Consider the following 24,575-nt stretch of genomic DNA (forward strand, 5'->3'; position numbering starts at 1 on the left):
GGTAAAGGCCAGGCATGATGTCCTGGCGTGAAGATACGAGCAGCTGTCGAGTGGGCCCTGCCCTACTGGACCCGCGGGCAGGCCGGCCGCGAGACCCCACCCGAGCTTTTCAAGGTCCTCTACTACGGGTGGCTGCTGGCTTTCGCCCTCAAGGTGCTGGGTTCCTCGTGGGACGTCTCGTGGCACTTCAAGTGGCTGCGTGACGACCTGGCTCCACCGCACCTGCTCAACTCGGCGGGCACGGCGATCGTGCTGGCGCTGACGATCATCCACGGCTACACCGGTTACGGAGTCGACAGGACCGCGCTGCGGCTGATCCAGTGGGGCACCGGCATCTTCCTGGTCGCGGTGCCGCTCGACCTGATCAACCACCGGGTCAACGGGCTCGACATCACCTCGTGGAGCCCCTCGCACATCATGCTCTACCTGGGCACCTTCTTCATGATCGCGGGTGTGATCCGCGGCTGGTACCAGGGCGGGGGCGGCAAGCTCGTGCTCGCCGCGCTGTTCGCCTACTTCCTCGAGAACATCCTCTTCCCCGCCCAGCACCAGGAGTACGGCGTCTTCGCCATCGCCGCCTGGGACAGGGGCACGCCCGAGGCCGAGCCGATCCTCATGCAGTTCGCCGCCGACCAGATGGGCCGCGCAGTGGACCGTGACATGATGGTCGCCTTCTCGCTGCCGGTGCCCGACTTCCTCTACCCGGTCTACTTCACCGTGGCGGGGCTGATCGTGCTGGTGGTGGCCCGCATGATGGTCGGCAGGTTCGGCACCGCGACCCTGGTCGCCGCCGCGCTGGTCTGCTATCGCGCCGCGATCTGGCCGCTGCTCAGCGTCACCGGCTTCCCCGAGTCGGCGGTGCCGGTCTTCCTGGTGGTCGCCGCCGTCGCGGTGGACGTGGCGTTCCTGGTCAAGATGTCCTACCTGCGGGCCGTGCTCGGCGCGGCGCTGGCGACCATCGCGGTGTACGGCGCGCTGGTCGCCCAGCACGCCTTGCTGGCCGCCCCGCCTCTGGCGAACTACTCCGCGGTGTGGGCCGCGGCCGGGCTGGCCATTGCCTGGCTGGTCATGGAGTGGTTCGTGACCAGGTTCGGGCTGCGCGCCGCCGATCAGCCGATCGGGGCGCGGGTCAGCGCGACCGCCACGCCGTAGGCCAGTCCCATCACCACGAGCTCCATCGCCGCCCACGCCGCGATGGAGCTCTTGCGCCGGTCGGCGATGCCGGGCATGAGCCGCCACCTGATGTTCGCGGCGAGCGGGATCAGCAGGGCGACCAGCGCCACCTTGGCCAGCACGAGCAGGCCGTACTCGGAGGCGAACAGGTCGCCCGGCAGCTCGACCCCGGTGGTGAGCGCCATCGTGGACAGGCCGCTGACCAGCCCCGACAGCGAGACCAGTGCCAGCGCGATGGTGGCGACCCTGGAGAACTTCGGCAGCGCGCGGGCCAGCAGGTCGCCGCGGGGCGCGACCAGCGCCGCCACCGCCAGCAGCCCTCCGGTCCAGACGGCCGCGCCCATCACGTGCAGCTCCATCGAGATCATGATGGGGTCGTGCCAGACGGAGTCGACCGCGTGTCCCGTCACGGGCACCGGCAGCAGCCCGAACAGCGCGATCACGATCCGCAGCTCCGCGGGGACCTTCTCGCCGAACCTGACGGCCAGCAGCCCGATGCCCGCGTAGGCCAGCGCGCAGGCCGTGCTGAACAGCAGGCCCTGGCCGGCGCCCACGGAGCCGATGTAGGTGGCGATCATGCCGAGACCCGGGACCGTGCCCGGACTCAGCTCGGCGGTGGAGAGGACGATCGTGACCAGGGCGGTGATCGCCCAGATCCACGCCGCGATGACCGCGTGGGCCCTGGCGCGGCGCATGACGGGCTCGGTGGCGTCGGGGTCGTCGAAGCCCAGCAGCTTGGGGAGCAGGCTGAGCCCCACCACGACGGCGGCGGCCAGGTCGAGCAGGACCCTGACGATCGGCAGGCCGTACCCGACGATGGGGCCGGGCAGCGGGATGCCGGGGACGGCCTCCTCCGCGGTGAGCGTGCCGGCGACGACGACGGACAGGATGGCGGCGAAGGTGAGGCCGCCGAGCATCCGGCCGCCGGTCCGAGCCGCGGGGCGGACTTCGGTGAGGGTCATTCGGCGCTCTCCTGGCGGGCGGGGGTGGCCCCCGGGTTGGCGCGGCGGAGGGCCACGACGGTGCCGCCGCCCAGCAGGACCAGGGCCCCGACCACCCACACGATGGCCATGCCCGCGCCGCCGTTCGCGGCCGCCTCCGCCGCCTGGGCGCTGAGGTCGCCGGCCTGCGCGGCCGGCTGCGCCGCCGGGGCCTGGGAGGCGGCGGTGCCGGGGCCCGCGACCGTCAGCGCGAACGTCACCTTGCCCGAGACGGGGTGCCCGTCGGCCGACAGGATCCGGTAGCCGATGACGTAGTCACCGGCCGGGCCCAGCGGCCGCAGCTTCGTGACGACCTTGGAACCGCTCACCGACGCCTGGGCGGCCTCCCACCTGCCGCCGTCCGGCCCGGTCACGGTGACCTGCGCGAAGCCCTGCCGTACCGCCTGGTCGAACTCCAGGGTGACCTGCGAGGGCGCGGACTGGAGCCGCGCCCCTTCCTCGGGGTCGCTTCCGGTCAGCACGTTGTGCGCCTGGGCCGGCGTGACCGCCAGACCGAGCGCGGCGCACGCGAGCAGCAGGACCGTGAGTAGCCGCCTCACCGATCATGACCTTCCGTAGAACTGCCTTGACCAAGACATGGTCCCACTGGTCGCCACCCGCCGCGCTCGCAGGTGTGGCCGAGGTGATCCTTCTGGGCGTAGCATGCCGCCACCGCGAGTCCCCCATCGTCCCGCGCGGAGGCCGGATGAGCAGCGTGTCCCCACCCGCCACCGGCGACGCGCTCGCCGAACCCGAGCGCAAGGTCGGCCCCTGGTGGGTCGCGGGCATCGCGACCGCCAACCTGGCGCTGTTCGTCGGCTACTTCGCTCCGCTGCAGGTGCTGCTGCCCGAGCAGATCGCCGCGCTGGCCCCCTACGGCAAGGAGAGCGCCCTGGCCTGGGTGACGGGCGCGGGCGCGCTGGTGGCCATGCTGGCCAACCCGATCGCGGGCGCGCTGTCCGACCGCACCACGGGCAGGTGGGGCCGCAGGCATCCGTGGACGCTCGCCGGCGCGCTGGCCGGCGGCGCCGCGATGGTGTTCCTGTCCTTCCAGACCAGCGTGCTCGGCATCGCCGTCGGCTGGTGCCTGGCGCAGGCCGCGCTCAACGCCACGCAGGCCGCGCTGAGCGCGGGCGTGCCCGACCGCGTGCCGGCCGGGCAGCGCGGCGAGGTCTCGGGCTGGATCGGGATCCCGCAGTCGGTCGGCGTGGTGCTGGCCGTCGTGCTGGTGACCGTCGTCGCCACCACGACCAGCTCCGGCTACCTGCTGGTCGGCGCGGTGGTGGCGGTGCTGGTACTGCCCTTCGTGCTGACCACCAGGGACCCCAGGCTGACCGAGCGCCCGCCGTTCGATCCCGGGCAGCTGTGGGTGCGCTCCGCCGACTTCTTCTGGGCGTGGATCACCCGCTTCCTGATGATGCTGGGCAACGCGATCTCCACGCTCTACCTGCTGTACTTCCTCACCGACGAGGTCGGCTACGAGCGGCTGTTCCCCGGGGAGCGGGCCAGCGACGGGCTGCTCGTGCTGATCCTGCTCTACACGGGCGCCGTGGTGCTCACCACGGTCGTGGCCGGAGTGGTCTCCGACCGGCTCGGCCGCCGCAAGTCGCTGGTCACCGTCTCCGGCGTGATCAGCGCGATCCCCGCGATCATGCTGGCGTTCTGGCCGCAGTGGCCGGTGGTCATGGCCGCCGCGGTGGTCCTGGGTCTCGGCTTCGGCGTCTACGTCTCCGTCGACAACGCCCTGGTCACCCAGGTGCTGCCGACGGCGACCGGCAGGGCCAAGGACCTGGGCGTCATCAACGTGGCCAACTCGGGCCCGCAGGTGCTCGGCCCGGTGATCGCGGGGCCGATCGTGGCCGGGCTCGGCGGCTACCCGGTCCTCTACCTGACGGCGGGCGGGCTGGCGCTGCTGGGCGCGGCACTGGTGTGGAAGATCCGCGGGGTGCCCTAGACGAGTAAGTCCTAAGTCGTTTCGGCTGCGGGAACGACGAAGGGTGTTGATGATCCGTTTGTGACGACAGACCTCAACACCCTTCTCACCGCACTGTACGTGAAGATCGACGACTGGCTCGGCAAAGCGCCCCGCCTCGGCCGCCCACCCAAGCTGACCGACGCCGAACTGCTGACCTTAGCGGTCGCCCAAGTCCTGCTCGGGATCGGCTCCGAGGCCCGCTGGCTGCGGTTCGTCCCCCGGCACCTGCCCGGCGCCTTCCCCTACCTGCCCGGCCAATCCGGCTACAACAAACGGCTCCGCGCGGCCCTGCCCCTGCTCCAGCGCGCCATCCGGGCCCTGGCCCTCGACACCGATCTGTGGGCCGACCCGGTCTGGGTGGTCGACTCCACCCCGGTCGAATGCGGCCGCTCCCGCCCCACCACGCAGCGCTCGGACCTGGCCGGCTGGGCCGGCTACGGCTACTGCCGCTCCCACTCCCGCTGGTTTTGGGGTCTGCGGCTGCACCTGGTCTGCACCCCGGCCGGACTGCCGATCACCTGGGCCCTGGCCACCCCGAAGATCGACGAACGGCAGGTGCTGATGGCCGTCTTGGACCACGACCCGCATCTGCTCGCCACCCGACCCGGGCTGCTGATCATCGCCGACAAGGGCTACGTCTCGGCCGAACTGGACCACTACCTGGCCGAACGGGGCGTGCGGCTGCTGCGGCCGTCCTACCGCAACCGCACACCCCGCCCGGGCGAGCAGCTCCTCAAACCCATCCGCCAGCTCATCGAATCGGTCAACGACACCCTCAAAGGCCAACTCGACCTGGAACTCCACGGCGGACGCAGCCCTGAGGGGGTCGGCGCGCGCATCGCCCAGCGCATCTTGGCGTTGACCGCCGCTATCTGGCACAACCGCGCTACCGGCCAGCCCGTCACCCGGTCACTGATCGCCTATGACCACTAACCCGACTTAGGACTTACTCGTCTAGAGGTCAGCGGGGGAAGTCGCCCGCGTGGTCGGCTAGGTAGTCGTCCAGCGTGCGGGGCGCGTGCCCGGTCAGGTCGTGGACGGTGCTCGTGATCTCGGCCCGCGGGCCCTCCGCGATCTGTGACATCAGCTCGGGCCCCTGTGGTGGCGAGGGGCCCGGGCCTTGGGTCACAGTGTGTCGAGGCGCTCCCTCGGCCACGCGCCGTTGCCGATGACGACGCGGTAGCGCAGCGACAGCGTCTCGCCGTCGGCCAGCCGCAGCTCCTCGGAGAAGGCCATCGACGGGTTGACCGCGGCGAACGGCTCCGAGCGGACGAACCACCGCTGGCCCGGCTCGGCGACGAAGACCAGCGTGGACTCCCTGTCGACCTCGTCGTGCCGGCCGACGAAGGCCAGCCACGAGGCGGTCCTGCCCATCATCTCCTCGCCGCCCTGCCCGCCGGAGGCGAGCACCTGACCGCCGGTGAAGGCACGGGGACCGCGCCAGAACAGGCCGGTGTAGCCCGCCATCGGCCTGCCGTTGGTGGTCGGGCTGCCGAACAGCAGGTCCTCGCCGCGCACGTTGGTCAGCTCGGTGGCGAACTCCAGCGTCCAGAAGTCCGGGCCCGCCGAGGCGGCGATCGTGCGGCGCTCGTCCACCCAGTGCTCGCCCGCCTGCGTCCACCAGGTCAGCCGCTCGACGCCGGGCGCCAGCCACTCCTCGTGGCGCATGGTGCCGTTGTTGGGCAGGTCCACGTAGCCGCCCTCGGCGTGGACGTAGCTGCCGCCGCCCCAGAAGTTCTGCCCCGACAGCCACGAGGCCGTCATCTGCAGGCCCTTGTGCCAGCGGTGGTCGTGCGGCCGGTAGCCGGTCACGACGTCGCCGTCCAGCGTGCGCAGTGGGTGGAAGTACGGCTTGGGCGACTCGGAGAGCGGCATGTCGGGCCGGTAGACGTAGCGCATGACCTCGACCCCGTCGAAGGTCTCGATCAGCTCGCTTCCCGTGTCCTTCACAGCGAGAGCCCTCCGTTCAGCCGGTGGTAGAAGGGACTGTCCCGGGTCAGCTCGGCGCGCAGGACGGGTGCACCGGTCAGCGCCGAGGCGTACAGGCCCGTCACCAGCTCCATGGTCCTGCGGGCCTCCGTGCCGCTGACCGGGGGGCGCTCGCCGCGCTCGAAGGCGTCGAGCAGTTCGCCGAGCTGGGCGGCGTGCGAGCTCGGCACGTCGTGCGGCGGGTTCCATGCCTTCGAGGTCGAGGTCCAGTCGGCGTTGGCGTAGCCGTACAGGTGCCGCAGCTCCACCGTCGCCTCGGTGAAGTCGAAGCGGAGGTAGCTCTCCTCGCGGGGCGACAGCACGCTGTTGACCACGCTGGCCATCGCGCCGCTGGAGAAGCGGACCATGGCCATGGAGACGTCCTCGGTCTCCACGTCGCGGTCGAGCCGCCCCGCCATCGCCCTGACCTCCTCCCACTCGCCGAGGATGGAGAGCATCATGTCCATCTGGTGGATGCCGTGTCCCATGGTGGGGCCGCCGCCCTCGCTGGCCCACGTGCCCCGCCACGGCACGTCGTAGTAGGCGGGCGGGCGGTACCAGGTGGTGTCGCACCGCGCGACCAGCGGGCGGCCGAGCACGCCCTCGGCCAGCAGCGCGCGCAGGTGGTGCGCGCCGGAGCCGAAGCGGTGCTGGAAGACCACCGAGGAGTACGGCCCCGCCGCCCCCTCCGCCGCGGCGATGGCGTCGAACTCGGCCAGCGACAGGCACAGCGGCTTCTCGCACCACACCCAAGCGCCCGCCTCCAGGCACTCGACCACCTGGGCGGTGTGGGTGAACGGCGGCGTGCAGATGTGGACGAGGTCGGGCCGCTCCTCGTCCAGCATGCCGGACAGAGAGGCGTAGGCGGCGGGGATGCCGTGCTCGGCGGCGAACGCCTTGGCCCTGTCCTCGTCGACGTCCACAGCGGCGACGATCTCCGCGCGACGGGACTCCCCGCGCAGGGCGGGGACATGACAGGCTCCGGCGATTCCTCCGCTGCCGACAATGGCGACACGGATCATTTCTGGGGGGATCCCTCCGTTAGGCAAGCGCTTTCCCGACCCTAGAGCGGAGGGCGGCGATGTTCAAGGACCCGACCGGAAACCGACGGCGATCATCTTGTGGCGGCGGGCGAGGCGGAGCGGTGCGGGTAGGCAGGCGGCAGCATGTACCGGTCCCGCCCGGGAGTAGGCGGGACCGGCATCCGGGTTTCACCCGCTAGCTCGACCGCTGACCGCGCCGCAGTGGAAGCGAGGACTTGGCCAGCCGCTTCGACTGCGCGCCGCCCCCCGTCGTCCGCTCCGTCGCGGCTCCGGACTCTTGCGTGGCCTTGGAAGGCTTCGGCGTCGATGACATCTGGGTCTCGGTGTTGCCGCGCGAGGCGTGCTGCTCGCGGGTCTGCCGTGACTTGGAACTCACACAATCACCCCCGATATGCGTCTTATGTCCGTTTTAGGGGAGGTGAAACCCGGCCGATGGCGAGTGCGGCGGCTCTGATGGCGCCGACGGGGGACAGGCGGGCGGCGCGCCAGGCCAGCCGTCCCGACGCGGGCGCCACGATGAGCGCCTGGTTGCGGGCGACGCCGCGCATGATGTCGGCCGCCAGCGACTCCACCGGATACAGCCGCCCCTGTGCCCTGACCGCCGCGTCGCGCGCCTGCGCTCCCGTCTCGGTGTACGGCAGGCCCGGGTTGGCATTGTCCAGCAGGGGCGTGTCGGTGAACCCCGGGCACACCACGCTCACCCTGACCCCGTGCGCCGCCGCCTCCGCGCGCAGGGCCATGGACAGCCCCACGACCGCGTGCTTGGTCGCGGTGTAGGGCAGCATCAGGGGAGCGGGCACCAGCCCCGCCAGCGAGGCGGTGTTGACGATGTGCCCGTGACCCTGCTCGATCATGATCGGGTAGGCCGCGTGCACGCCGTGCACGACTCCGCGCAGGTTGACGTCGATCGTCCGGTTCCAGTGGTCGAGGGTGAGCTCCTCGGTGTGACCGCCGACCGCGATGCCCGCGTTGTTGAACACGAAGTCGAGCCTGCCGTGGCGCCGCCTGACCGCCTGGACCGCGGCGGCGACGGCCTCCGGGGAGGTGACGTCGAGCTCGACGTGGTCCATTTCTGGCAGGTCCATGCCGGGCAGGTCGGGGGCGACCAGGTCGGCGACGGTGACCGCCACGCCCTTGGCGGCCAGCGCCAGGGCCAGCGCCCTGCCGATGCCCGAGGCGCCCCCCGTGACGAAGGCGGTCCTCGGCGCTGCCGTCCTCACGCGCGCGGCTCCGCCCAGATGCCCATGGCCTTCCAGATGCGCCTGGTGACCGGGTTGATCAGGCCCAGCTCCGCGCACAGTTCGCGGGTCTTGCCGACGGAGTCGCGGATCTCGGTCTGGGCCTCGGCCGAACCCGAGTAGACCTCCTTCACCACCTGCGGCGGGATCTTGAAGGCGCGGACCATCGGCCCCGGAGGGGCGAGCATGATCCTGGCCATGAAGCCGAGGATGATCGGCGAGATCACCCCGAGCGCGAAGCGCCGGTAGCGCGGCATCCTCGGCACCCGGCGGCGCAGGTAGTGGCGCGCGAAGGAGATGTGCCTGGCCTCCTCGGCGATGTGGATGCGCATGATGGCCTCTTCGAGCGGGTGGTGCTTGTAGCCGTCCTTGAGCACCTTGCGCTGCACGTGGTCGATAGGGTCCTCCCCGCCGAGCACGAAGACGAAGAACAGCTCGGTGGAGATCAGCGGGATCCACGGCGCGACCTGGGCCAGGAGTGACAGCGGCCCCGGCATGCCACGGATCGGAAGCTTCGTCCTGTTCACGAACTCTTGGAACATCATCCCGTGATGTCCCTCTTCGATGGTCTCGTGGTAGACGTAGCGGAATTCGGGTGACCCGTTCGGCAGCCGGTAGGCGTAGTTGAGCAGCCCGCGCTTGAGCAGGTTCTCGAACTGCAGCCCGATCTTCATGGCCGTGGCCACCCGCCACAGCCCGATCCGCGCCCTGGTCTCGGGTGAGCGGCTCTGGTACCAGGGGTGCCGGCCGAGCTTGTCGACCGGCGGCAGCTCCCAGCGCGGATCGGCCGGGTCGATGAGGAAGTCGGGGTCATCCCAGGGGATGTCGACGTACGGCTCCCAGTGCTTGTCGACCGACGCCTTGGACAGGCGTTCGATGACGGACTCGTATGCGCGCTTCTCCGCGACCGACTCGTCGCGTTCCCTGGCGGCGGTAGAGCTCGGTGCAGCTGTCATGCCCGCAATTGTACGAAGAATCCAATAGCTACGAAAGGTCCTCCACGCGGATGCCCAACTCGGCGGCCGTCGCCGTACGGACCAGCTCGGTCACCCGGTGCCTGGGCAGCATCCTGCGATGCACGCTCACCTGGACGGCCAGGCCGTCCACCAGGGAGAGGATCCGCCAGGTGGCCGCGTCAGGGTCGGGGCAGGTGAAGGCCCCCGAGGTCACACCCTCGTCCACGATCGCCCGCAGGGACTCCTTCCATCTCAGGTCGAGCCGGCGAGAGGTCTCCTCGAGGTCCGCGCTGCGCATCGACTCGGCCCACGCGTCGATCCACATCCGCCAGGTCCTGGCCGACCCGTTGGGGGAGTAGAGCCTGAGCAGGTGGCGCAGCCGCTCGACGGGGGTGCCGCCCGCGCGGTCCAGTTTCGCCAGCGCGTCCAGGTCTCGCCGCGCGGCGTAGACGAGCGCCTCGGCGAACAGCTGGTCCTTGGTCTCGAAGTGGTAGAAGAGCAGTGCCTGGCTGACACCCGCCGCCCTGGCGATGTCGAGCGTCCTGGTGTGCCCGAATCCCTGGGCCGCGATGACCTCGCAGGCCGTCTTCAGTAAGTCTTCTCGCCGCAAACGGCCGAAACCACGTGTCACAGGGGGAAACTGTATTACCCGTGGTAACCGTTGCGTAGAGGCAGATGTAGGACAAAGCGGGCGCCGACGGGGGAGTCCTCGATCGTCAGCGTGCCGTCGTGCGCGTGCGCGATCTCGCGGGCGATGGGCAGGCCGAGGCCGGTGCCGCCGGCGTCGCGGTTGCGCGAGGCGTCGAGTCTGGTGAAGCGGTCGAAGACGAACTCCCTCTGGTCGGGGGCGATGCCCGCGCCGTCGTCCAGCACCTCGAGGAGCGCCCGCTCGCCCCGCTGGCCGACGCTGACCGTCACGCGTGACTCCGCGTGCCGTTCGGCGTTGTCGAGCAGGTTGGTCAGCAGCCTGGCCAGCCTGATCCGGTCGCCGGTCACCACGACCCCCGGTCGCAGGCGGCGGACGATCTCCTTGCCCCTCGGCCGCCGGTCCAGCTCCTCCGCGACCAGTTCGGCCAGGTCGACGGGTTCCTTCGCGCCGGGCGCGCCGGAGTCGAGCCTGGTGAGCGTGAGCAGGTCCGTCACGATCGCCTGCAGCCGGTCGAGGCTGGCCAGCAGCGCCTTGCTGGTGTGGTCCCAGTCGGCCTCCTCGGGATGCAGCCTGGCCTCCTCGACCTGGGCCCGCATCGCGGTGACCGGGCTGCGCAGGTCGTGCGAGGCGTCGGAGGCGAACCTGCGCTGCTGCTCGACCGCCGCCTCCAGCCCGTCGAGGGTCTGGTTGACCGTGTCGGCCAGATCGGAGATCTCGTCGCGGTGCCGCGAGGGCGGCACCCTGCGGCCCAGGTCGGTCGCGGTGATCTCGGCCAGCTCCTCCTTGATCGTCCGCACCGGGGCCAGCGCCCTGCGCACGGTCGCCGAGGCGCCCGCGGCGGCCAGCCCCGTCAGCAGCAGGACGACCAGCGCCGCGCCCAGCACGTAGAGCGGGTGGATGTACCAGGGGATGGCCGGTGCGTACGTGTAGACCGTCCAGTAGGCGCCGTCCACCCTCGCTCGATGGGCCACGGTGATCAGGCAGCGCTCGCCCGGCACCTGGTCCGTGCAGAGGGTGGTGTCCGTCCTGCCGTCGTCGCCCGTCGGGATGACGCGGGTCAGCGGCGGCCGGTTCAGCAGGCGGGCGCTCGACTGCCTGACCGTGCCCCGCTCGTCGGTCACCTGGATCAGGTCGACCTCCTCGGTGGTGGCCAGCGGGGGCAGGTTGGGAGCGTACTTCTCCACGTTGAAGGTGATCCTGCGCCCCGCGGCCGCGGCATGGTCGAGGCCGTGGTCGGTCATGACCACGTGCGTGAGGAGGGTGATCACCACCAGGGCGATCAGGCAGCCCGCCAGAGCGGTGAGCCCGGCGATCAAGGTGAGTCTGCGCCGGACCGACCACGTGGTCAGCATCTCTCACCCGTCCTTCACGGGCAGCCGCAACACGAAGCGAGCTCCTGAGACGGAGTCGGCGATCGCCAGCGTGCCGCCGTGGGCGCGGGCGATCTCGCGGGCGATGGCCAGGCCGAGGCCGGTGCCGCCCGCGTCGCGGTTGCGCGAGGCGTCGAGCCTGGCGAACCTGCGGAAGACGAACTCCCTGTGCTCGGGCGCGATGCCCGCGCCGTCGTCGAGCACCTCGAGGACCGCCTCGTCGCCCTCCCGCGTGACGGTGACGCCGACCAGCGACTCGGCGTGCCGTTCGGCGTTGTCGAGCAGGTTGGTCAGCAGCCGGGCCAGCCGCAGCCGGTCCCCGTCCACGACGACCGGGCAGAGGTCGGTCTTGACCTTCTTGCTGCGCGGCCGCTCGGTCAGCTCGGCGCGGACCAGCTCCGACAACTCGACCCTGCTGCAGGCCTGCGGCGCGCCGGCGTCGAGCCTGGCGAGCGTGAGCAGGTCCGTCACGATCGCCTGGAGCCGGTCCAGGCTGGCCAGCAGCGCGTACCCGGTCTGCTCCCAGTCGGCCTCCTGCGGATGCAGCATCGCCTCCTCCACCTGGGTGCGCATCGCGGTGATGGGGCTGCGCAGGTCGTGCGAGGCGTCGGAGGCGAACCTGCGCTGCTGTTCGACCGCCGCCTCCAGCCGGTCGAGCGTCCTGTTGGCGGTCTTGGCCAGCGCGTGGAGCTCGTCGGGGTTGGCCGGCACCGGCACCCGCTGCCCGAGATCCGTCGCGGTGATCTCGTCCAGCTTCGCCCTGATCGCCTCGACGGGCGCGAGCGTCCTGGCCACCGTACGGGAGGTCCCGAACCAGGTCAGCCCGATGAGCAGCAGCGTCATCCCGATCAGGAACGCCAGCACGAGCACATGGACGTACCACGGGACCATGTCGCCGTAGGCGTACACCATCCAGTCGCCGTCCTGCTCGTAGACCCTGAAGACGGCCACGATCTCGCACTCGTGGTCGAAGTCGGGCACCCCGCACACCGTCTGGGTGCGGGTGGCGTTGTCGGGGTCGGGGATCAGCGAGAGCAGCCTCGGCCGCCCCTCCAGGTTGGCCGAGGCGGCGACCACCTGCCCGGCGCTGTTGACCACCTGAACGCCCTCGACGTCGGTGATCACGATCGACGGCAGGTCGCCCCGCTTGATGAGGTGGACCACTCTGAGGGCGGCGCTGACGATCTCGTTGGTCCGGTAGTCGACCGCCGCGCCGTGCACGCCGTACAGGACCACCGCGCTGACCGCGAGGCAGAGCAGCGTGACGCCGGCTGTCGCAATCAGCGTCAGCCGCACGCGCACAGACCCCGCGTAGCGTGCGATCAAGCCTCTCCCCCCGGTAATCAGAAGATCACACTAGGTGGCGTCGGCTCTAATTAACGGAGATTCATCAATAAATCGGGACAAATCTCTGCCCTATGCGGAGACGTGGTGACTAGTTAGAGTAAGTGAGCACTGATACCGAGGAGACCACGTGAACCTTGACGAGTATCGGAGCGCCGCCAGGAACTGGCTGGCCGCCAACGCGGACAGAACCGATGACCCGAGAGAGTTCATGGCCAGGCTCTACGACGCCGGCTACTCCGGCATCACCTGGCCGAAGCAGTGGGGCGGGCAGGGGCTGACCCAGGCCGAGGAGCGCGCCTTCGCCGCCGAGGCGCGCGACTACGCCCTCCCCACCTACATCTTCTCCATCGGCCTCGGGATGTGCGGTCCGACGCTGCTCGACAGGGGCACCGACGCCCAGCGCGAGCGGTTCGTCAGGCCGCTGCTGCGCGGCGAGGAGGTCTGGTGCCAGCTGTTCTCCGAGCCGGGGGCCGGCAGCGACGTGGCCAGCCTGCAGACGCGCGCCGTGCGCGACGGCGACGGCTGGGTGGTGAACGGGCAGAAGGTCTGGACCTCCGTCGCCCAGCACGCCGACTGGGGACTGCTGCTGGCCAGAACCGATGTCGAGGTGCCCAAGCACAAGGGCCTGACGATGTTCGTCGTCGACATGCACCACCCTGGCGTCACGGTCCGGCCGCTCAAGGACATGACGGGACGCTCCCACTTCAACGAGATCTTCTTCGACGACGTGACGATCCCCGACGAGCACCGCGTCGGGGAGGTCAACGACGGCTGGAGCGTCGCGGTGACGACACTGCTGCACGAGCGGCTGTCGATCTCGGCAGGGGTCGGCATGAGCGGTGGCGCCGACTGGCACGCCCGGCTGCGCGCGGCCGTCGACACCGCGGACCCGCTCGTCCGTGACCAGCTCGTCGAGCTGCACGTCCGCTCGCGCGCGCTGTCCCTGTTCAACCAGCGCCTGTCCCAGGAGACCAGGGCGGGCGTCTTCCCCGGGGCGAGGGGGAGCGCGGCCAAGCTGCTGCTGGCCGAGCTGACCCTCTACACCGCCGACCTCGCCACCTCCCTCATCGGCCCCGAGTCGGTCGTCGACGAGGAGCTCTCGCACGCGATCTCGCTGGCCCCCGCCATGGCCCTCGGCGGCGGCACCAACGAGATCATGCGCAACATCATCGGCGAGCGCGTGCTCAACCTGCCGCCCGAGCCGAGGGTCGACAAGACCGTGCCGTTCAAGGACCTGAAGGTGGGGACGCAGGCGTGAAGCTCGTACTCGGTCATGAGCAGCAGGAACTGCGCGCCGCCGTCAGGTCCTTCCTCGAGACCGTCTCCCCGCGCGAAGGACACCGGCCAGAGGTCTACGCAAGGCTCAACGGAGAGCTCGGCCTGTCCGGCCTGATCATCCCCGAGGAGTACGGCGGAGCCGGCGCGGGCCTCACGGAGCTCGCGGTCGTGCTGGAGGAGACCGGCGCCGCGCTGCTGCCCGGCCCCTTCCTCGCCAACGCGCTGGCCGCGCTCACGCTGATCCAGCTGCCCGACAAGGAGCTGCTCACCGCCGTCGCCGAGGGCCGTCTCACGGCCACGGTCGCCCCGCTGCCCGGAGGGAGCGAGCTCGTGGCCGCCTCCCGCGACGGCGAGGCGCTGGTGGAGGGCAGGCTGGCCCAGGTCGTCAACGCCGAGGAGGCCGACGTCCTGCTCGCGCCCGTGACGCGGAACGACGGCGTCGCCCTGGTGGCGATCGACCTGGCGGGCGAGGGCGTGACCCGCACCCCGCTGACCACCCTTGACCTGACCAGGAGCCAGGCCGAGGTCGTGCTCGCGGGGGCGCGCGGCAGGGTGGTCGGCTCGCCGCCCGACGGCATCGCCCTGGAGCGGGCGTGGCGGCTGTTCTCCGTCGCGGTGGCCGCCGAGCAGCTGGGCGTCATGCGGGCCTGCCTGGACGCCATCGTCGGCTACGCCAAGATTCGCGTCGCCTTCGGCCGCTACATCGGCTCCTACCAGGGCGTGAAGCACAAGCTGGCGGACATGCACTGCAAGCTCGAACAGGCCGAGTCCATCGTCAGATACGCCGCGTGGGCCGCCGACGAGTCGCCGGCGGACCTGCCGGAGGCGGCCGCCCTGGCGCAGGCCTACGTCGGCAGGGCCTGCTTCGAGGTGGCCCGCGACCATCTGCTTCTGCACGGCGGCATAGGTTTCACCTGGGAACACGACGCGCATCTGTACTACAAGCGGGCCAAGGCCGACGAGGTGTTGCTCGGCCCGCCCCGTATCCACCGAGAGCGGCTTGCCGACCTGCTGGAGCTGTGATGAACGGGTTCTATGAGATAGCGCAGTCCGATCCCGGCCGCCTGGCCGTGGTCGAGCCCGCGACGACGTACGGAGAACTGCTGGCCCGCGTCAACCAGGTCTCCCACGGCCTGCGCGCCCGCGGCCTGGCCGAGGGCGACGTGGTGGCGGGGATGCTGCGCAACGGCGTCGAGCAGGTCGTCATGCTCATGGCCACCGGGCAGATCGGCCTCTACTACGTGCCGATCAACTGGCACCTGACCCAGCCGGAGATCGACTACATCCTGGACGACTGCGCCGCCAAGGTGGTCGTCACGACGCCTGACGACGTGGCCGCGCTGGCGGAGGGCCGACCGGACACCGCGCCCGGCGACCGCACCTCGGGAGCGGTCATGTGGTACACCTCCGGCACCACCGGCTTCCCCAAGGGAGTGCAGCGCCCGCTGCCCGGCGCCGAGCCCGAGGCCATCGTGCCGCTCTACGTCTGGTTCCTCGGAGAGGTGTGCGACCTGCGTCCAGGGCCTGGCGTGCACCTGGTCACCTCGCCGATGTACCACTCCGCGCCGTGCGCCCACACGCAGTTCGCGCTGCACCTGGGTCACACGCTGGTGATCGCGCCGCGCTTCGAGCCCGAGCCGATCCTCGAGCTGATCGAGAAGTACCGGGTCACCAACGCGATGATGGTGCCCACGATGTTCCACCGGATGCTGCTGCTTCCCCCCGAGGTCAGGAAGCGCTACGACCTGTCGTCGCTCAAGCAGGTGATCCACACCGGCTCCGCCTGCCCGGTCGGGGTCAAGCAGGCGATCATGGACTGGTGGGGGCCGGTGCTCTACGAGTATTACGGCTCCACCGAGTCGACCATCGCCTTCTCCGTCAAACCGCACGACTGGCTGGCCAGGCCGGGCACGGTCGGCAGGCCCGCGCCGACCTTCGAGGCCAAGATCCTCGACGAGAACGGCATGGAGCTCCCGCCGGGCCAGCCCGGCATGATCTACGTCAAGTCGAGCATCGGCACCTTCGAGTACCGCAACGACCCCGCCAAGACCGCCTCCAGCATGCGCGGCGAGTGGTACGCCCCGGGCGACATCGGCTTCTTCGACAAGGACGGCTTCCTGTTCCTCTGCGACAGGCGCACCGACCTCATCGTCTCGGGCGGGGTCAACATCTATCCGGCCGAGGTCGAGGCCGCCCTCCTGTCGCACCCCTCGGTGGCCGACGTCGCCGTCATCGGGGTGCCCGACGAGGAGTGGGGGCACCACGTGGTGGCGCTGGTGCAGCCGCACGCGCCGGTCACGGTGGAGGAGCTGCGAGCCCACCTCGAACCCCGCCTGGCCAGGTTCAAGCATCCCAAGGTGATCGAGTTCCGCGACGAGCTGCCTCGAACGCCTACGGGGAAGCTGTCGCGCTCGAAGGTACGGGAGGAGTACCTGGCCGCGCGGAAGTGATCGCCCTTTCCACGTGCTCCACGGCGGCGAAGGCGCCGAAGGCGAGCAACCGCACCAGCTCGGAGTCGGCCACGGGCCACGCGGCCACATCGCCCTCGATGATCCGGTACGGCGCCAGCGCCGCCAGCAGCGCCAGCCTGGTCGCGGGCCGCTCGCGCTCGGGCAGCGCGGCCAGCGGCCCCTCGAGCCACGCGGTTCCGAGCGGCGGGTGCCCGGCGTCGTGCTCGTCGACGACCGCGCGGACGACCTTCCTCGCCGTCCCGCTCAGCGCCTCGCCCATGGTGGCGGCGCGCAGGGCGGCGTAGGCGCGACCCACGGGCGAGCCCTCGGCCCACGGCGGCGCGGAGCCCCGCGGGACGAACGTGAGGGAGAGGCCCGGCACGCGGCGCCGCCGCACGGTGCGCGCCATCGCCCGGCCCGCCGCCCGCCGTACGAAGGGGGAGGAGGCCGTCCCGCCGGGGAAGAGGTTCTCGCCCACCAGCGCGGAGACCATCCTGTTGACGAAGTGGAAGGCCAGCGCGGTGCCCACCTGATCGGCCGGCCGGTCGGCGGGGCGCTCGCGCCGCGCCCAGTCCAGCAGCAGGGCGTGGCGCGGATGGGCGGGTCGCTCGCCCCGCGCGATCGCCTCGCCGAGCGCGTGGTCGCCGGTGGCGTGCAGGAAGACGGTGTGCGCGTCGACGCAGAACGGACATCTGTTGGCCACCGAGACGCCCAGCGCGATGACCTCCTTGTCCGTCCTGGAGGAGGGGCCCGCCAGCAGCGACTCCCTCAGCAGCGCCCAGGTGGCGGCCAGCACCTCCGGCGCCGGCGACACGGCCGTGAACAGGTCGCCGACGAAGCCGAACTCGGCCTTCACCTGCGCGTAGACCTGCCCCACCAGGCCGGTGCGGACGTTCTTGCCCACGGGAGTGACGAATCGAGTCATGGGCCCACAGTGCGCGCGGCCCGGCGCCCCTGTCGTCGCTCAGTGGAAGTACTCCCTGTGTATGACGTCTGTGCAGATATATCCGTCTATCGTGCGGGTATGAGGTTTGATCGGGATCTGCTGCTGGCCGCCGTCGTGGCGGCGGGGCAGGTCGGAACGGAGATCCTGCTCTCCCCGGGGCTGACCCCGCTCGACTACGCGCTGCTGCTCGGCGGCACCCTGGTGCTCGCCCTCAGACGGCGCTTCCCCATCGTCGTGCTGGCCGTGACCGTCGCCTGCATGCTCGCCTACACCGTGCGCATGCAGCCGGGCGCCGTGGCGGCCTTCCCCGTGCTCATCGCCGTCTACACCACCGTCAGGCAGGGCAAGCACCCCGCCGCGCTGGCGGGAGTCGTGCTCTTCCTGGCCGGCGTGTTCGCCTTCGGGCACGACGCCGCCGCGGGACTCTCGCCCAGGTCGGCGATCGAGAGCAGGGTGCTGCTCGTCGGCTGGCTCGTCGCGGCCGCGGTCATCGGCGAGGCCACCCGCGCGTGGAGCGCCTACCTGGAGCAGGTCGAGCAGCGCGCCGCCGAGGCCGAGCGGACCCGCGAGGAGACCGCGCTGCGCAGGGCGGGCGAGGAACGGCTGCGCATCGCCCGCGAGCTGCACGACTCGCTCACACACAGCATCTCGATCATCAAGGTGCAGGCAGGCGTGGCCGCCCACCTGGCCCGCAAGCGCGGCGAGGAGGTGCCCGCCTCGCTGACCGCCATCCAGGAGGCCGGGGCCGACGCGATGCGGGAGCTGCGCGCCACGCTCGAGGTGCTGCGCTCGGACGAGGGCAGCGGCCTGGAGCAGGTGCCCGACCTGGTGGACCGGGCCCGCGCGGCGGGACTGCCCGCCATGGTCGAGGTGAGCGGCTCGCCCAGGCCGGTGCCCGCCGAGGTGGACAGGGCCGCCTACCGCATCGTCCAGGAGGCGCTCACCAACATCACCAGGCACGCGGGCCCCGCCTCCGCCTCCGTCCGCATCGGCTACCTGCCAGGAGAGGTGATCGTGCAGATCGACGACGACGGCGCCGCCGCACCCGGCCAGGGACACCAGCCGGGCATCGGGCTGACCGGCATGCGCGAGCGCGTCGCCGCGCTCGGCGGCAGGCTGCGCGCCGAGCCCCGCGCCGAGGGCGGGTTCACCGTCAGGGCCGAGCTCCCGGTGGCCCGCTCGTGATCCGGGTGCTGCTCGCCGACGACCAGGCGCTGATCAGAGGCGGTTTCCGGGCGCTGCTCGAGGCGGAGGACGACCTGGAGGTGGTCGGTGAGGCGGCCGACGGCCGCCAGGCGGTCGACCTCGCCGTACGGCACCGGCCCGACGTCGCGCTGCTGGACATCCAGATGCCCGTCATGGACGGCATCGAGGCCACCCGGCGCATTGTCGCCGACGAGCGCCTGAGCGGCGTGCACGTGGTGATGCTGACGAACTTCGGCGTCGACGAGTACGTCCTCGACGCGCTGCGCGCGGGGGCTGCGGGTTTCCTGCTGAAGGACACCGAACCCGCGGACCTGCTGTCCGGCATCAGGGTCGCGGCCAGGGGCGACGCGCTGCTGTCCCCGACGATCACGCGCAGGCTCATGGACGAGTTCGTGCTGCAGGCGCCGTCGGCGGAGGTGGCCGACCTCACGCGGCTCACCAACCGCGAGCGAGAGGTGCTGGCGCTGGTGGGGCGGGGGATGTCCAACGACGAGATCGCCGCCCGCATGGTGATCAGCCCGTTCACCGCCAAGACGCACGTCAGCAGGGCGATGGTGAAGCTGGGCGCGCGGGACCGCGCCCAGCTGGTGGTGGTCGCCTACGAGTCGGGCCTGGTCTCGAAGCGCAGCTCGCCGGTGAACCGGGTGCCGCCCTCGGGGGTGTCGCCCAGGTAGAAGCGGGTGGTCATCGTGCGCTCGTGGGTGTCGAGCGTCGTCGTCCACGTGGTGCGCCACATCTTGTCGGCGCCCGCCGCGACCGCGCCGAGCGCGTCCGACAGCCGCGAGGGGGACAGCGGCGCGTCCTTGGCCCGCTCGAACAGCGTCCGCTGCCGGCCGAAGGTGTCCATGGTGGTCTCGTCGTCGGCGGGCAGCGCCATCGGGTCGGGGTGGCGGCGCAGGGGGTGGTTGGTCACGCACAGCGGCGCGTCCCCCGCCTCGACGATGTGCTCGCTCTCCCACACGAACGCCTTGCCCGAGGCGTCGGCGATCAGGTAGTGCAGCGGCATCCCGTGGTCGTAGTGCTTGGCCAGCAGCAGCGCGTGCTTGGCCTGCTCCACGTTCTCGCAGGTGTCGAGGACGAACCTGGGCAGCTGGACGGAGCTCAGCCCCACCTGCGGCTCGAACGACGAGGGCGGCTGTGCCCTGCCCACGTCCGCGATCAGCAGCACGACCGCGAGGCCCGCCTCGTTGACGCCGTCCATGGCGCCGTCGAGGTCGTTCATCGTGAGAACGGCCGAGGCCAGGCCGTCCTCGGGGGTCGTGGTGATCACGTAGGGGCGGGAGGCCATGGGCAGCTCGCCCCGCAGGGGCTCGCCACCCATGATCTCGCTGGTGGTCGCGGTGAAGAAGTCGTAGTTGCGGGCGATCCTGCCGTGCCCGTCGGTCGAGGCGGACGGCGGGCACCACAGCGCCGAGCAGCCCGAGCCGAAGGGCAGCACCGACAGCCCGTCGAGGGTGAGGTCGTCGCGGTCGGGGTCGAGGCCGAAGGCGGCGGCCACTCCGTCGAGCCGTTCGAGGTGCTGCGGCCAGTGGCGCTCGAACCAGGCCAGGCGCGCCCTGGTGATCGTGGGGTCGGCGGGCCGGGGCGCCCAGCCGAACCGGTCGCGCATCTCCTCGGCCATGGCCCTGCCCACGTCGAACTGGCTGCCGCCCACGCGCAGGTGCCTGACGAGCTGGAAGTCGGTCTCGCCGCCGGCGATCTGTGTGATGGTCATGTCCAGAGCATCGGCGGGGCCGCTGACCACCGGCCTACCGGTCGCTGACCGCCCTGCGGTAGCGCTCTGACAGCCCGCGCACCACCTCGGCCAGCTCCGGCGGGTCGAGCACCTCGAAGTCGACGCCGAGCGCGCCGATCCACACCGCGATGCCGTTGAGGTCGTCGCCGCCGACGTGCGCGACGCAGGTCCGCTCGTCGACGGGCTCGAACTCCATGCCGGTCGGCAGGCCGCGCATCCGCTCGGCCGGCGCGTGCAGCAGGACCCTCGCCCGGTAGCGCCACATCGCGGTGTTCACCCCGCGCTCGACGTGCTCGGCCACGTCGAACGGCAGCTCGCGAGGCGTGAAGCGGGGCCCGCCCGGCGTGCGCGGGCTGATCCTGTCGACCCTGAACGTCCGCCAGTCGCGCCGCTCGACGTCCCACGCCACCAGGTACCAGCGCCCCCGCCGGTGCACCAGCCGGTACGGCTCGGCGTCCCGCGCGCTGACCGAGCCGTCGTGCCCCGTGTAGTCGAAGCGCAGCCGCTCATGGTCGCGCGCGGCGTTCGCGATCGTCGTCAGCACCTCGGGAGGCACCGAAGGCGACGTGCCGGGGATCTGCACGGTGTAGGCGTTGAGCGCGCTGACCCTGCGTCGCAGCTTGACCGGCAGCACCTGCTCCAGCTTGGCCAGTGCGCGCACCGAGCTCTCCTCGATACCGGCCACCCCGCCGCCCGCCGCCCTGCCGAGGCCGACCGCGACGGCCACCGCCTCCTCGTCGTCCAGCAGGAGCGGCGGCAGCGCCGCCCCCGCGCCGAGGCGGTAGCCGCCCGCCACTCCGGGGGTGGCGTGCACCGGGTAGCCGAGGCTGCGCAGCCGCTCCACGTCGTTGCGCACGGTGCGGGTGCTGACGCTGAGCCGCGCGGCCAGCTCCGGCCCTGACCACTCCTTGTGCGCCTGGAGCAGGGAGAGCAGTTTCAGCAGACGGGCCGAGGTCTCGAGCATGCCTCCAGTGTGCCGCCTATTGAGGAAGGGGGGCTTCCGTGATTGCCACGATCTTGCCCAGGAGATGGCCGTGCTCGCTCAGCCGGTGCGCTTCGGCCGCCTCCTCCAGGAGGAAGGTCCTGGCGATCGGCATGCGCACGGCCCCGCCGTCCACGACCTCCCTGACGGCGGCCAGGCCGCTGGAGCCGCCCGTGGAGAAGCGCACCCCGTGCTCGCCCGCGCTCGGGTCGGCGATCGTGATCACCTTGGCGGGGTCGCCGGTGAGCCTGACCGAGTCGGCCAGCACGCCCCGGCCCGAGGCGTCGAGCACCGCGTCCACCGGGCCGACCCGCTCCGCCCAGCCCTCGTCGTAGGCCACGGGGGTCACGCCCAGCTCGCGGAGGAAGCCGTGGTGGCCCTCGCCGGCCGTGCCGACCACCTCGATCCCGCGGGAGCGGGCCAGCTGGGCGGCGACCAGGCCGACGCCTCCCGCCACCGCGTGGATCAGCAGCCGCTGCCCTGGCTCGACCCCGAGCTCGGCGAGCGTCCTCGCGGCGGTCTCCGCGGCCACGGGCAGCGCGGCGGCCTCCTCGAACGACAGCCGGTCGGGCTTGGCCAGCAGCTCGGCGGCATCGGCCAGCGCGTGGTCGGCCAGCCCGCCGGTCGCGACCCTGCCGAACACCGGCTGCCCGAGCCGCCAGCCCTCGACGCCCTCACCGAGCGCGTCGACGGTGCCGGCGATCTCGAGGCCGGTTCTCGCGGGCTCGTCCAGCGAAACGACCATGAAGCCCCTGCGGAACCTCCAGTCGATGGCGTTCACCGCCGCCGCCTTCACCGCGACCCTGACCTGGCCGGGGCCGGGCGACGGGATCGGCACCTCGTCGACGGTGAGCACCTCGGGCTCGCCGTACTCCCTGTAGCGGACGGCTCTGGAGGTGACCAGCAGGACGGCCTTGCCGACGAGCGCGCGCGCCTCGATCGCGGCGTGCGCCTCCGCCGCCCTGTCCAGGGGGACGGCGAGCCCGATGGTCGGGGTGATCCCCGCGTGGAAGGCCCGCTCGGCCAGCGTCCTGAACCGCTCGGGCGTGAACTGGACCTGCTCCATCCCCTTCAGCGTGATGCCGCGCGCCGCGGCCGCCTCCGGGTCGACGGCGGCGGGAGCGCCCGTCATGACGCCGTAGGCGAAGAAACGCCCGCCGGGGGCGGTCAGCTCGAAGGCCCGCTCGCCCACCTGGCCGCCCACGCCGTCGAAGACCACGTCGTAGGCGCCCTTCGGCTCGGTGTGCGCCGCGCCGAGCCGTTCGGCCCGCCGGCGCTTGGCCGTACCGGTGGCCGAGGCGGTGACCTCGGCGCCGGCCGCGGCGGCCAGCTCGACCAGGACCAGGCCGAGTCCGCCGCCCGCCCCGGTGACCAGCACCCGGGCGCCCGGCTTCAGCTCGGCCGCCTCGACCAGGCTCAACGCCGCCGGGCCCACCTGGAGCAGCGCCGCCGCCTGGGGGAAGCCGAGCGCGTCGGGCACCGGCACCAGCGCGTCCGCCTCGGCCAGCGCCTGCTCGGCGTAGCCGCGGGTCACCATCGCGGCCACGCGCCGGCCCACCAACGAGGGATCGACGCCCTCGCCCACCGACAGCACCCGGCCCGCCACGCCCGTTCCCGGCACGAACGGCGGCTCGGTTCCCGACCAGTCGGCGCCCCATCCGGTGCGCAGCTGCGCCTCGACCGACAGCACGTCGGCCGCCGCCACGCCCACCACGACCTGGCCGGGCCCCGCGACCAGGTCATCGACCTCTCGCACCCGAAGGACCTCGGGACCGCCGAACCTCGTTGCCTCCACGATTCTCATGCCGAGCAGTCTGATTCCTCAAGTGCGCTTGAGGTCAAGGCCGGGTCAGCCCAGCAGCTTCTGCACCTGCTGGTTGAGGGTCAGCACGGTCAGCGAGCCGAAGAAGGCGACCGACCAGATCAGCGCCACCAGCCGGTACGAGCGCACCTTGATCGGGCCCGGCAGCGCCCGCCTGTTGAGCACGATGAGCAGGATCGAGTAGACGAACATCATCACGGCCGCGAAGCTTGCCGACATCACCAGCAGGATCAGCGGCTGGTCGAAGCCCGCCAGCAGGATCGTGATGCCGACCAGCGTCATCGCCCAGACGATGACGAAGTAGACCTTGTTCACCGAGATCGAGCGCTCGCGCAGGTAGACGGTCTTGAGCACGTCAGAGGCGAGCCTGCTGGTGTAGTCGACGATGCCCATCGCCGAGGCGAACAGCGACAGCGCGCCGATGACCCAGAACAGCACGCCGAACCACGGGCCCACGGTGTCGCGCAGCGCCTCGCCCTCGACCCTCAGGAAGGCGATGCTGTTGGCCAGCCCCTGCTGCCCGAAGACGGTGGAGTAGGCCAGCATCGACATCAGCGCGATCGTCACGAACGACACGACGGCGAACGTCGAGCCCTGCTCGATGTTGGCGAACCGCCACCAGGCCCGCCACCTGGCGAGGTTCTCCTTCGTCGGGGCGAACTGGTAGCCGGTGGAGGAGACCGCCTCCTCCTCGCCGGTGACCGGGCTGACCAGGCGCGGCACGTAGGCGCCCATGCCCAGGCCCTTGTCGCGGATCCAGTTGCTCTGGCACAGGTTCTGCCCGCCGCCCGCGCCGGCGTAGGCGATGGCGCCCATCAGCAGCGCGAACTCCAGCGGCGGGACGGGGAAGGAGGCGTCGACGGTGAGCCCCCTGCCCAGCGCCGTCCACGCTTCGGCGTTGATCGCGAACAGGACGGCCACCACGATCAGGATGAGCACCAGCGCGATCTTGAGGAAGATCACCCGCTCCAGCGCGATGTAGATGACCGGGGCCAGCGTCAGGCCCAGCGCGATCACCACCAGCATGCCGATCGCGATGTAGCGGACGGCGCCCTGCCCGCTGCCGGTCAGGTAGGTCACCATCGTCGCCGAGGTGGTCACCCAGCCCGGCCACAGGTTCGACAGCAGCGTCATGAGGACGAAGACCGCGCCCCAGTGCTTCCAGAAGCGGCTGAAACCGGTCAGCGCGGTCTCGCCGGTGGCCAGCGTGTAGCGCTCGATCTCCATGTTGAGGAACCACTGGGTCACGATGCCGACCAGGGCGCCCCAGATGAAGATCAGCCCGACCTGCGAGGCGATGTAGGGCCAGAGGATGAACTCACCGCTCGCCAGGCCGACCCCGGCGCCGACCAGGCCGGGGCCGATCAGCCGCCACTTCGAGGTCGGCGCGTCGGGCAGGTCTCGGATGGCGACAGGCGGCAGAACGCGGTGCGGAACCGTAGGGGTGAACACAGCCG

The 24,575-nt window shown here is 71.4% G+C and carries 24 protein-coding genes; 8 read left to right on the top strand and 16 right to left on the bottom strand.

The window, feature by feature from the left end:
• Positions 1-27: 27 nt before the first annotated feature.
• Positions 28-1,152 carry a hypothetical protein gene (locus H4W81_RS04770; RefSeq protein ID WP_318781529.1) on the top strand — a complete coding sequence of 375 codons (1,125 nt, stop codon included), beginning with the start codon at positions 28-30 and terminating at the stop codon, positions 1,150-1,152.
• Here H4W81_RS04770 and H4W81_RS04775 read toward each other — a convergent pair.
• Complete coding sequence (locus H4W81_RS04775; RefSeq protein ID WP_192773646.1) at positions 1,110-2,135, bottom strand: copper resistance D family protein; 1,026 nt, start codon at positions 2,133-2,135, stop codon at positions 1,110-1,112. The two genes, H4W81_RS04770 and H4W81_RS04775, sit on opposite strands and share 43 nt — an antisense overlap.
• Positions 2,132-2,713 (bottom strand): copper resistance CopC family protein, encoded by a 582-nt coding sequence (locus H4W81_RS04780; RefSeq protein ID WP_192773647.1) that lies wholly within the window; start codon positions 2,711-2,713, stop codon positions 2,132-2,134. The genes H4W81_RS04775 and H4W81_RS04780 overlap by 4 nt, the downstream gene beginning before the upstream one ends.
• 146 nt (positions 2,714-2,859) lie before the next feature.
• On the opposite strand from H4W81_RS04780, the gene H4W81_RS04785 reads away from it, so the two are divergent.
• Positions 2,860-4,107, top strand: coding sequence for an MFS transporter (locus H4W81_RS04785; RefSeq protein ID WP_192773648.1), 1,248 nt, complete (start codon positions 2,860-2,862; stop codon positions 4,105-4,107).
• 60 nt (positions 4,108-4,167) lie between these two features.
• Positions 4,168-5,061 carry an IS982 family transposase gene (locus tag H4W81_RS04790; RefSeq protein WP_192773065.1) on the top strand — a complete coding sequence of 298 codons (894 nt, stop codon included), beginning with the start codon at positions 4,168-4,170 and terminating at the stop codon, positions 5,059-5,061.
• A 28-nt stretch (positions 5,062-5,089) separates the two neighbouring features.
• Here the strand turns inward: H4W81_RS04790 and H4W81_RS04795 are convergent, their stop codons facing one another.
• From H4W81_RS04795 to H4W81_RS04835, 9 genes are all read right to left on the bottom strand, one after another.
• Positions 5,090-5,257, bottom strand: a complete 168-nt coding sequence (locus H4W81_RS04795) for a hypothetical protein (protein WP_192773649.1) — start codon at positions 5,255-5,257, stop codon at positions 5,090-5,092.
• Entirely contained in the window at positions 5,254-6,078 is an 825-nt protein-coding gene (locus H4W81_RS04800) for a DUF6807 domain-containing protein (protein WP_318781530.1), read from the bottom strand. The genes H4W81_RS04795 and H4W81_RS04800 overlap by 4 nt, the downstream gene beginning before the upstream one ends.
• Entirely contained in the window at positions 6,075-7,118 is a 1,044-nt protein-coding gene (locus H4W81_RS04805) for a Gfo/Idh/MocA family protein (protein ID WP_192773650.1), read from the bottom strand. The genes H4W81_RS04800 and H4W81_RS04805 overlap by 4 nt, the downstream gene beginning before the upstream one ends.
• A 196-nt stretch (positions 7,119-7,314) precedes the next feature.
• Positions 7,315-7,515 carry a hypothetical protein gene (locus tag H4W81_RS04810; protein ID WP_192773651.1) on the bottom strand — a complete coding sequence of 67 codons (201 nt, stop codon included), beginning with the start codon at positions 7,513-7,515 and terminating at the stop codon, positions 7,315-7,317.
• A gap of 22 nt (positions 7,516-7,537) precedes the next feature.
• Positions 7,538-8,359, bottom strand: a complete 822-nt coding sequence (locus H4W81_RS04815) for an SDR family NAD(P)-dependent oxidoreductase (RefSeq protein WP_192773652.1) — start codon at positions 8,357-8,359, stop codon at positions 7,538-7,540.
• The gene (locus H4W81_RS04820; protein WP_192773653.1) at positions 8,356-9,333 is read right to left on the bottom strand and encodes an AurF N-oxygenase family protein; all 978 of its coding nucleotides are present in this window, start codon (positions 9,331-9,333) and stop codon (positions 8,356-8,358) included. Before H4W81_RS04820 ends, H4W81_RS04815 begins: the two co-directional genes overlap by 4 nt.
• Positions 9,334-9,361: 28 nt before the next feature.
• Positions 9,362-9,943: a TetR/AcrR family transcriptional regulator gene (locus H4W81_RS04825; protein WP_225958463.1), complete on the bottom strand. Its 582-nt coding sequence runs from the start codon at positions 9,941-9,943 to the stop codon at positions 9,362-9,364.
• Positions 9,944-9,978: 35 nt separating this feature from the next.
• On the bottom strand, positions 9,979-11,334 hold the full coding sequence (locus H4W81_RS04830; protein ID WP_192773655.1) for a sensor histidine kinase: 1,356 nt from the start codon (positions 11,332-11,334) through the stop codon (positions 9,979-9,981).
• Between the two features lie 3 nt (positions 11,335-11,337).
• Complete coding sequence (locus H4W81_RS04835; protein ID WP_225958464.1) at positions 11,338-12,678, bottom strand: sensor histidine kinase; 1,341 nt, start codon at positions 12,676-12,678, stop codon at positions 11,338-11,340.
• Between the two features lie 148 nt (positions 12,679-12,826).
• Between H4W81_RS04835 and H4W81_RS04840 the strand changes: the two genes are divergently transcribed.
• From H4W81_RS04840 to H4W81_RS04850, 3 genes are read left to right on the top strand one after another with little or no spacing between them, the layout of a single operon-like run.
• The gene (locus tag H4W81_RS04840) at positions 12,827-13,957 is read left to right on the top strand and encodes an acyl-CoA dehydrogenase family protein (RefSeq protein ID WP_192773656.1); all 1,131 of its coding nucleotides are present in this window, start codon (positions 12,827-12,829) and stop codon (positions 13,955-13,957) included.
• A complete protein-coding gene (locus H4W81_RS04845) occupies positions 13,954-15,000 on the top strand; it encodes an acyl-CoA dehydrogenase family protein (RefSeq protein WP_192773657.1) in 1,047 nt (348 codons plus the stop codon). The genes H4W81_RS04840 and H4W81_RS04845 overlap by 4 nt, the downstream gene beginning before the upstream one ends.
• Complete coding sequence (locus tag H4W81_RS04850) at positions 15,000-16,427, top strand: AMP-binding protein (protein ID WP_192773658.1); 1,428 nt, start codon at positions 15,000-15,002, stop codon at positions 16,425-16,427. Before H4W81_RS04845 ends, H4W81_RS04850 begins: the two co-directional genes overlap by 1 nt.
• Here H4W81_RS04850 and H4W81_RS04855 read toward each other — a convergent pair.
• The gene (locus H4W81_RS04855) at positions 16,369-17,352 is read right to left on the bottom strand and encodes a carboxymuconolactone decarboxylase family protein (RefSeq protein ID WP_192773659.1); all 984 of its coding nucleotides are present in this window, start codon (positions 17,350-17,352) and stop codon (positions 16,369-16,371) included. The two genes, H4W81_RS04850 and H4W81_RS04855, sit on opposite strands and share 59 nt — an antisense overlap.
• Positions 17,353-17,451: 99 nt before the next feature.
• Here H4W81_RS04855 and H4W81_RS04860 point away from each other — a divergent pair, with 99 nt between their 5' ends.
• Together H4W81_RS04860 and H4W81_RS04865 are read left to right on the top strand one after the other, a co-directional pair.
• Complete coding sequence (locus H4W81_RS04860) at positions 17,452-18,558, top strand: sensor histidine kinase (RefSeq protein WP_192773660.1); 1,107 nt, start codon at positions 17,452-17,454, stop codon at positions 18,556-18,558.
• Positions 18,555-19,253, top strand: a complete 699-nt coding sequence (locus H4W81_RS04865) for a response regulator (RefSeq protein WP_192773661.1) — start codon at positions 18,555-18,557, stop codon at positions 19,251-19,253. Before H4W81_RS04860 ends, H4W81_RS04865 begins: the two co-directional genes overlap by 4 nt.
• Here the strand turns inward: H4W81_RS04865 and H4W81_RS04870 are convergent.
• Genes H4W81_RS04870 through H4W81_RS04885 form a run of 4 tightly spaced genes read right to left on the bottom strand, consistent with a single transcriptional unit; the run spans position 19,178 to position 24,570 of the window.
• Complete coding sequence (locus tag H4W81_RS04870; RefSeq protein ID WP_192773662.1) at positions 19,178-20,293, bottom strand: C45 family autoproteolytic acyltransferase/hydrolase; 1,116 nt, start codon at positions 20,291-20,293, stop codon at positions 19,178-19,180. The genes H4W81_RS04865 and H4W81_RS04870 overlap by 76 nt on opposite strands.
• Positions 20,294-20,327: 34 nt before the next feature.
• Complete coding sequence (locus tag H4W81_RS04875; protein WP_192773663.1) at positions 20,328-21,278, bottom strand: helix-turn-helix transcriptional regulator; 951 nt, start codon at positions 21,276-21,278, stop codon at positions 20,328-20,330.
• Between the two features lie 16 nt (positions 21,279-21,294).
• Positions 21,295-23,100 (bottom strand): zinc-binding dehydrogenase, encoded by a 1,806-nt coding sequence (locus H4W81_RS04880; protein WP_192773664.1) that lies wholly within the window; start codon positions 23,098-23,100, stop codon positions 21,295-21,297.
• A gap of 45 nt (positions 23,101-23,145) precedes the next feature.
• Positions 23,146-24,570: an Nramp family divalent metal transporter gene (locus tag H4W81_RS04885; protein WP_192773665.1), complete on the bottom strand. Its 1,425-nt coding sequence runs from the start codon at positions 24,568-24,570 to the stop codon at positions 23,146-23,148.
• Between the last annotated feature and the right edge of the window lie 5 nt (positions 24,571-24,575).

Source organism: Nonomuraea africana, assembly GCF_014873535.1.
Classification (GTDB): Bacteria; Actinomycetota; Actinomycetes; order Streptosporangiales; family Streptosporangiaceae; genus Nonomuraea; species Nonomuraea africana.

Excerpts from the sequence above, each read along its gene's own strand:
- H4W81_RS04775 (WP_192773646.1), bottom strand. The coding sequence starts at position 2,135 with ATGACCCTCACCGAAGTCCGCCCCGCGGCTCGGACCGGCGGCCGGATG.
- H4W81_RS04875 (WP_192773663.1), bottom strand. The coding sequence starts at position 21,278 with ATGCTCGAGACCTCGGCCCGTCTGCTGAAACTGCTCTCCCTGCTCCAG.
- H4W81_RS04870 (WP_192773662.1), bottom strand. The coding sequence starts at position 20,293 with ATGACCATCACACAGATCGCCGGCGGCGAGACCGACTTCCAGCTCGTC.
- H4W81_RS04830 (WP_192773655.1), bottom strand. The coding sequence starts at position 11,334 with ATGCTGACCACGTGGTCGGTCCGGCGCAGACTCACCTTGATCGCCGGG.
- H4W81_RS04850 (WP_192773658.1), top strand. The coding sequence starts at position 15,000 with ATGAACGGGTTCTATGAGATAGCGCAGTCCGATCCCGGCCGCCTGGCC.
- H4W81_RS04785 (WP_192773648.1), top strand. The coding sequence starts at position 2,860 with ATGAGCAGCGTGTCCCCACCCGCCACCGGCGACGCGCTCGCCGAACCC.
- H4W81_RS04860 (WP_192773660.1), top strand. The coding sequence starts at position 17,452 with ATGAGGTTTGATCGGGATCTGCTGCTGGCCGCCGTCGTGGCGGCGGGG.
- H4W81_RS04880 (WP_192773664.1), bottom strand. The coding sequence starts at position 23,100 with ATGAGAATCGTGGAGGCAACGAGGTTCGGCGGTCCCGAGGTCCTTCGG.
- H4W81_RS04820 (WP_192773653.1), bottom strand. The coding sequence starts at position 9,333 with ATGACAGCTGCACCGAGCTCTACCGCCGCCAGGGAACGCGACGAGTCG.
- H4W81_RS04805 (WP_192773650.1), bottom strand. The coding sequence starts at position 7,118 with ATGATCCGTGTCGCCATTGTCGGCAGCGGAGGAATCGCCGGAGCCTGT.
- H4W81_RS04855 (WP_192773659.1), bottom strand. The coding sequence starts at position 17,352 with ATGACTCGATTCGTCACTCCCGTGGGCAAGAACGTCCGCACCGGCCTG.